Here is a 5,571-nt window from a genome sequence, read left to right on the forward strand (position 1 = left end):
CTTCTTTCCCTTCTCTTTGCCCTTGGTTTTTTTTTGGGTGGCGTGTTTTGGGGTGCCCCCCCCCCCCCCCCCCCCCCCCCCCCCCCCGACACTGGGACCGGGTGCCAGACCGTGCCGGGGCTCAGGATGCCGCAGTGTCGTTCGAGAAATCCGGTCGCGATGGTGTGAGTGACTCGTTCACCTCATTGAGCGGCCACCTCGCCGGTGCCCCTGCGGCGCCGCCGACTTTGCCGGGACCGCCCTCCTCCGGAGGGGCGGGGGCTGTCCGGCGGTCTCGTTGCCTGGCCGGCCGTCGTCAGCACGTGCCTGCGGAAGCCCGTCACCGCCGGGTTCATCGACTCCTCCGCGCGCCGCGCGGTGCGTGAGCCCAGGTGCAGCAGCATCAGATACCGGGTGCTGCGCCCGACCAGGGTCCCGTTCGCGCAGTGGCTGTGCGCGACGACAACCAGGCCACATCGGGGCGCTAGTGGCCCGCCGTCATCAGCACGTGGTCGCGGAAGCCCGTCACCGCCGGGGTCGTCGGCTCCTCAGCGCGCCACGCCAGCCCGATCGTCCGATAAGGCCGCGGTTCCAGCGGCACCTCCGCCACCCCCGCCGGGCTGCCCGGGCCGAACCGCGGCAGCAGCGCCACCCCGAGGCCCGCCGCCACCAGCCCGCGCACCGTGTCGGACTCCTGGCCCTCGAACGCGATCCGCGGCGTGAACCCCGCCGCCGCGCAGAGCTCGTCGGTCAGTGTTCGGACGCCGTAGCCCTGCTCCAGCAGCACGAACTCCTCCTCGGCCAGCTCGGCCACCCGCACCGACTTCCGCGTCGCCAGGTGATGACCCGCCGGGACCGACAGCAGGATCTCCTCGTCCACCAAACCGGCCGTGGCCAGCGAAGGCTCGGCGGGCAGGGGCGCCAGCAGGGCCAGGTCCAGCTCGCCGTCCACCAGACGGTCGATCATCTCCTGGCGCGAGCCCTGGACCAGCGTGAACCGCACCCCCGGGTACCGCGCCCGGTGCCCGCGCAGCAACGACGGCACCAGCGACCGCCCGAGCAGGTGCAGGAATCCCAGCACGACGTGCCCGGACTCCGGCGCCACCTCCTCACGAGCCAGCCGGACGCCCGTGTCGACCGCTGCCAAGCCGCGTTCGGCCGCTTCGGCCAGCAGTTCCGCCGCGCGAGTGAGGCGGATGCCGCGGCCGTCCGGAACGGTCAACGGCGCGCCGAGCGCGTCGGCCAGCGCCGCGATCCGGCGGCTGACCGTCGGCTGCGGCACGCCCAGTAGTTCCGCCGCGCGTGTGACGTTCCTCGTCTCGCGCAGCGCGGCGAGCAACGGCAAGTGCGGCGTCACCTGCGAGGTCAGCGAGTCATACGTCATCGCATCAATCATGGCAGACGGCTGCATTGGACGTATTGGTTAGCTCTGCTTACTTTCGGACGGTGACCTCCACCCGCCGAGTCAAGACCGCCGTCGCCGCGGCCGGGATCTCCTCCTTCGCCCTGCTCTACGCGCCGCAGCCGGTCCTGCCGCAGCTTGCCGCGCAGTACCACCTCGACCCGGGCGGCGCGGCGCTCGCGGTCAGCGTCGCGACCGGCGCGCTCGCCATCGCGGTCCTGCCGATCGCCGCACTGTCCGAAGTGGTCGGACGGCGGCCGGTGATCCTGACGTCGGTGATCGCGTCGGTCGTGTTCGGGCTGCTGCTGCCGTTGATGCCGACCTACCCGGCGCTGCTCGTCCTGCGCGCCCTGCAGGGCATCGCGATCGCCGGCTTCCCCGGGGTCGCGGCCGCCTACCTGGCCGAACGGCTCGGCCGCGCGGGCGTCGCGGCCGCGGTCGGCGCGATGATCGCGGGCAACACGATCGGCGGCATGCTCGGCCGGCTGGCCAGCGGGTTCACCGCAGGACCACTCGGCTGGCGCGGCGCGCTGTACGTCGTCGCGGGGGTAGGAGCGGTCTGTTCGGCGATCACGGTTGTGACGCTCCCGCCGGGCACGCGCCCACGCGGCGACGCCCAGCTGCGCGCGGTCGCCCGGGGGCTCGTCACGGCGTTGAGCAAGCGGGTGCTGCTGGCGCAGTATGCCGTCGCGCTGCTGGCGATGGGGTCGTTCGTCGCGCTCTACAACGCGGCGGGGTTCCGGCTGACGGGCGAGCCGCTGGGCCTGTCGCCGGCGATCGCGTCCCTGGTGTTCCTGGCCTACGCGACGGGCTCGGTGTCGTCCGCGGCGGCCGGCCGGCTGGTGGCCAGGGTCGGCCGCCGGCGCGCGTTGATCGGCTCGTTGCTGCTGACGGCGGTCGGCGCGGCCCTGACGTTGCCGGACTCACTGCCGCTGGTCATCGCGGGGTTCTTGGTCCTGACGTGCGCGTTCTTCGCGGCCCACGCGGTGGCCAACGGCTGGGCGGCGGCCGACGCCCCGGAGAACGCCCGCGGCCAGGTGGGCGGCATGTACACGGCGACGTACTACCTGGGAAGCAGCGTCGGCGGCGCGGCGGGGGCGTGGGTGTACGGGCACGCGGGGTGGCCGTGGCTGATCGCGCTGGTGGCGGTGTGGCTGCTGCTGGCCGCGGGCGCGGTCGCGGTGGGGACGCGGGTGCGGATCGAGCGGCGGGAGCTGGTGACGAGCTGACTGGGAGGACCGGGCGGCCGCGGCCGGTTCCAGTGTATCGGCCCCCACCGACAGGACCGGCCGCGAACATCCAGTTATCCACAGCCCACCCGACCTGGGGACAACGTCAGGCGAGTGACGCCGCCAGCTCGACCAACGTCCGGGCCGCGAACCCCGTCGCCCCAGGCACCACCTCGTCGTAGTTCTTCTCCGACCTCGCCGGTCCCGCGATGTCCAGGTGCGCCCACGGCAGCCCCTCCGTGAACTCGCGCAGGAACAGCGCCGCCGTGATTCCTCCTGGGCCGGCCGGGGTCTGGCGGAGGTCGCCGAACTCGCCGCGGACGTTCTCCGCGTAGTCCTCTTCCAGCGGCATGCGCCACCATGCCTCGCCCACCCGCGCGCCCGCCTCGACGACCGCCGTGGCCAGCGACGAATCCGACGCGAACAGCCCGCCCGTACGCAGGCCCAGGGACACCTTCATCGCTCCGGTGAGCGTTGCCGCGTCGACCACGTAGTCCGGGGTGAACCGGCGGATCCCGTACGCCAGCGCGTCGGCCAGGACCATGCGTCCCTCGGCGTCCGTGTTCGCCACTTCGGTCGTCTTGCCGCCGTAATGGCGAACGATGTCGCCCGGGCGGTACGACGAGCCCGACACGTGGTTCTCCGCCGCCGGGACCAGCGCTGTCACCCGGACCGGCAGGCCCAGTGCCGCGACGCCGCGGATCGCCGCGATCACCGCCGCGCCGCCCGCCATGTCCGTGCGCATCAGGTGCATTCCGTCGGCCGGCTTGATGGACAGGCCGCCCGTGTCGAACGTGATGCCCTTGCCCACCAGCAGCAGGTGCTTCGCCGCCCCGGACGGCTTGTACGTCATTTCGATCAGGCGCGGCGGGCGGGCCGAACCGCCGCCGACGGCCAGGACGCCACCGAAACCCTGCGTCGACAGCCACTTCTCGTCCCGGATCGCCACCTCGACCCCCGGGCCGGCCACCTTCGCCGCCGTGTCCGCGAGCCAGGCCGGAGTCTTGACGTTGGACGGCGTGTTCGCGAGGTCGCGGGTCAGCGCCGTCGACGCCGCCAGCGCCGAGGCGCGCGCGACCAGCGCCGTGTGCGAAGAAATCGCGCGGTCGTCCGTCACCAGCCGGACCGTCCGGATGGACGGCGACGGGTCCTCGCCGGTCACCTTGTAGCGGTAGCCGCCGAGCAGCAGGCCCAGTGCCAGCTCCGTGACGTGCTCGCCGGAGGCCTCCTCGGGCAGCACCAGCTGCACCGCGCGGAACGCGCGCCCCCCGTGGTCGACGTCGTCGGCCAGCGTCGCGTTCACCGCGCGGACCAGCGCCGCACCGGTCTTGCGGTACTGCTTCGGCTCGCCGTCGCCCAGCCCCGCGACCCAGCGGGGGCCGTCGCCCGGCACCGGCTGGACGTCGCCCGCCTTGCCGCTGATCCGGACACCCGCGATCTCCACCGGCTCGGTCTCGACGTCGTCGGCCGGAGCCGTCACCAGGCGGACCACCGGGGCGCCGCGGCGAAGGTCGCCCGCGACCTCGATGTCGAGGAGACTAGTCGGAACGGGGGGTAGCGGATTACGCACAGTGAGCAACCTTCGGGCGCAGAGGAACCGCGACCCCGGCCTCCGAAGGGAGACCGGGGTGCGACGGAAGGACGGTTTTCGGGGGCCGGCTCAGCCAGTGACCTCCTGCAAAGCGGCGCCGAGGTCTTTCGCTTCCTCCGCGGAGAGTTCGACGACGAGTCGCCCACCACCCTCGAGCGGTACGCGCATCACGAGGCCCCGCCCCTCCTTAGTCACTTCGAGGGGACCATCTCCGGTCCGGGGCTTCATGGCCGCCATAGCGTGCTCCCTCCGTCTCAACCGGCGCGCCCGGGTCGCGCTCGCGTGAAAGCCAGCCGGGTCTTACCGTCCATTGTCCCCTATCAGCGCCTCGGCGCATCAGCGGACCGATCTTTTGCCGCCGTATCGGTGCTGGTATGCGGCCCGCAAGGGGTGTGAGACTCTCGGACGACCGATGTTTCAGCGCAAGGAGTAGACGTGACCACATCCGACGTCCTGTCGACCGCCGACGCCGACGGGGTGCGCACCCTCACCCTCAACCGGCCGCAGGCGTACAACTCGCTGACCGTCGAGCTGAAGGAAGCACTGCTCGCGGCGCTGCGCGAGGCGGCGGACGACGAGAACGTCCGCACCGTCGTGCTGACCGGTTCCGGCAAGGCGTTCTGCGCCGGCCAGGATCTGAAGGAGCACGTGGGACTGCTGCAAGCGGGTGACCCCGCCCCGCTACACACGGTGAAGGAGCAATACAACCCGATCGTCAAGGCGATCGTGGACATGCCGAAGCCGGTCGTCGCGGCCGTCAACGGCACCGCCGCGGGCGCCGGGGCGGCCTTCGCCTACGCCAGTGACCTGCGGATCGCCGCCGAGTCGTCGTCGTTCCTGATGGCCTTCGCCAATGTCGGGCTCGGCCCGGACTCGGGTGCGTCGTGGACGCTGCAGCGGCTGGTCGGGTACGGCCGCGCCGCCGAGCTGATGCTGCTGGCCCGGACCGTCGACGCCGCCGAGGCGCTGCGGCTCGGCCTGGTCGGCGAGGTCGTGCCGGACGAGGAGCTGCCGGCGCGCGCCCAGCAGGTCGCGGCGAAGCTCGCGGCCGGGCCGACCGTGGCCTACGCGAAGATCAAGGGTGTGCTCAACCTGGCCGCGCAGTCGACGTTCGACCAGGCCCTCGAGGCCGAGGACGCCGCCCAGACCGCGCTCGGCGCGACCGCCGACCACACCGAGGCCGTCGAGGCCTTCGTCGGCAAGCGCAAGCCGAACTTCCAGGGCAAGTAAGCACCCTGCCGCGGCTTGTCGTGGGGGGTTTGGGGGGGGTTCCCCCCCCCCCCACCCCCCCCCCACCCCCCCCCCCCCTCCCCCCCCTCCCCCCCCTCCTTTTTTTCTTTCGTGTGTCTGCCTTTGTTTCCCTTCTCCTT

General features: G+C 72.4%; 5 protein-coding genes. 2 read left to right on the forward strand and 3 right to left on the reverse strand.

What is annotated here, in order from left to right; translation table 11 throughout:
- Window positions 1-463 precede the first annotated feature (463 nt).
- Window positions 464-1,363, reverse strand: a complete 900-nt coding sequence (locus ACZ63E_RS09925; protein ID WP_465335666.1) for a LysR family transcriptional regulator — start codon at window positions 1,361-1,363, stop codon at window positions 464-466.
- 62 nt (window positions 1,364-1,425) lie between these two features.
- Between ACZ63E_RS09925 and ACZ63E_RS09930 the strand changes: the two genes are divergently transcribed.
- Window positions 1,426-2,610, forward strand: coding sequence for an MFS transporter (locus tag ACZ63E_RS09930; RefSeq protein WP_465335667.1), 1,185 nt, complete (start codon window positions 1,426-1,428; stop codon window positions 2,608-2,610).
- Window positions 2,611-2,716: 106 nt separating this feature from the next.
- Here ACZ63E_RS09930 and ACZ63E_RS09935 read toward each other — a convergent pair whose 3' ends face one another.
- Window positions 2,717-4,180: a leucyl aminopeptidase family protein gene (locus ACZ63E_RS09935; protein WP_465335668.1), complete on the reverse strand. Its 1,464-nt coding sequence runs from the start codon at window positions 4,178-4,180 to the stop codon at window positions 2,717-2,719.
- A gap of 90 nt (window positions 4,181-4,270) precedes the next feature.
- Window positions 4,271-4,438 carry a DUF3117 domain-containing protein gene (locus ACZ63E_RS09940; protein WP_005155393.1) on the reverse strand — a complete coding sequence of 56 codons (168 nt, stop codon included), beginning with the start codon at window positions 4,436-4,438 and terminating at the stop codon, window positions 4,271-4,273.
- A gap of 198 nt (window positions 4,439-4,636) precedes the next feature.
- Between ACZ63E_RS09940 and ACZ63E_RS09945 the strand changes: the two genes are divergently transcribed.
- A complete protein-coding gene (locus tag ACZ63E_RS09945) occupies window positions 4,637-5,431 on the forward strand; it encodes an enoyl-CoA hydratase-related protein (protein ID WP_465335669.1) in 795 nt (264 codons plus the stop codon).
- Window positions 5,432-5,571 lie beyond the last annotated feature (140 nt).

The organism is Amycolatopsis sp. NPDC104819 (assembly GCF_055583145.1).

What these genes read in the sequence shown, in the direction of transcription:
- ACZ63E_RS09925 (WP_465335666.1), bottom strand. Translation starts at nt 1,363, where the DNA reads ATGACGTATGACTCGCTGACCTCGCAGGTGACGCCGCACTTGCCGTTG.
- ACZ63E_RS09940 (WP_005155393.1), bottom strand. Translation starts at nt 4,438, where the DNA reads ATGGCGGCCATGAAGCCCCGGACCGGAGATGGTCCCCTCGAAGTGACT.